General features: G+C 74.3%; 1 pseudogene. It reads left to right on the top strand.

Features of this window, described 5'->3' with window-relative positions:
* Positions 1–377 (top strand): annotated as a pseudogene (locus tag ABD908_RS27295) (SAF domain-containing protein); the annotation flags it as partial.
* Positions 378–1,489: the final 1,112 nt, after the last annotated feature.

Here is a 1,489-nt window from a genome sequence, read left to right on the forward strand (position 1 = left end):
AGCCATTCGCCGGGCGCACGGTGACCGGCCCCGTCGCGCCCGGCGAATGGCTGACGTCTCGGCGCCTGCTGACCGACCGGACCGCAGGGCAGCTGCGGGCGGGGGCGCGGCTGGTCCCCGTGGCGCTGTCCGACGCCGCGGTCATGGACCTGCTGCGGCCCGGCGACACCGTCGACGTCGTGGCGCAGCGCCGCGCGCACGACGATGGGCGACCGCAGGTACTCGCGCGGGGGGCGGTGGTCGCCGTGGCGCCGGGCGCAGCGACCGGCACGACGGGCACCCGCGGGCGGGTGGCGATGCTCGCGATGGGTGAGGACGAGGCGCACGCGGTGGCCGCCGCCGCCCTCACGTCGCCGCTGTCGGTGGTGTTCCGATGAACGAGGTGCTCAGGCCCGGCGGGAGAGCTCCCGCAGCAGCCACCGCTGCCGCCGCCGGGCGACGTCGGCGTAGGCCGGGCCCCACCGGTAGCCGATCAGCCGCACGGCATCGCGCCGCGTGGCGCCGGTACGCAGCGCCGCGAGCTCGGGTGGCGGCGCCAACGCGAGCGCGACGGGGTCGGTGGGCATGGCTGCCAGCCAACGCCGCTGATCGACCACCATCCACGCCCACAGCGCCGCGAGGATCGCGAGAGTGACGACGGCCTTGAACAGGATCAGTAGCAGAGTGACGCCGGCCGAGTCGGGTCCCGGCGCGTTCCACCAGCAGTGCAGGAGGTAGGCGATGACGCCGAAGCCGACCGCCGTGGCGGCCGCGGCCCCCCGCGAGCGGGTGCCGCGGTGCAGCAGCACCGTCAACCCCACGCCGTAGATCCCGGTGTACACCCAGTGCGACTGGAAGCCCGTGACCGCGCGCACCCCCGAGACCAGCAGCGCACCGCCGACGTCGGACTGCGCGTCCTTGATGGCGAGGGTCGAGGCGTAGGTGATGTTCTCGAGGATCTGGAACCCCAGCCCCACGCACGCGCCCACCACGAAGCCCTGCAGCGGCCGGCGGATCTCGGCGCGGAACAGCACCAGGATCAGCAGCACGCCCACGGCCTTGAGCGTCTCCTCGTCGACGGGGCCCGCGATCGCGGCGTTCCACCGCGCCGAGGCCGGATCGTCCAGCACGTCGTTGATCGCCACGCCGGCGAGCCCGTTGATGAACATCGCCATGCCGGTCGCCGCGATCCCACCCCAGGCCAGCGCGAGCACGGCGGCGGACAGGACCCGTACGCGCGAGACGTCCAGCGCCGCGATGATCACGCCCACGAGCGCCGCGGCGATCAGGATCACCGGCAGCGCGACCACGACCCCGGCGGCCGTGAACAACACCTGGCGCACCAGGTGCAGCGCGAGGTAGCCCAGCCCGGCCAGCAGCCCCGCGACGTACACCCAGAACACCGCGGAGCGCGGCTGCCAGTAGGGACGCAGCGGCCGCGCCAGCGGGGCGGGCGCCTGCGCCGGCCCGACGGAAGTCGGATCGTAGCCATGTCGTTCTGTGAGCCAAG

The sequence above is a fragment of the Tsukamurella soli genome (assembly GCF_039541155.1).
Classification (GTDB): Bacteria; Actinomycetota; Actinomycetes; order Mycobacteriales; family Mycobacteriaceae; genus Tsukamurella; species Tsukamurella soli.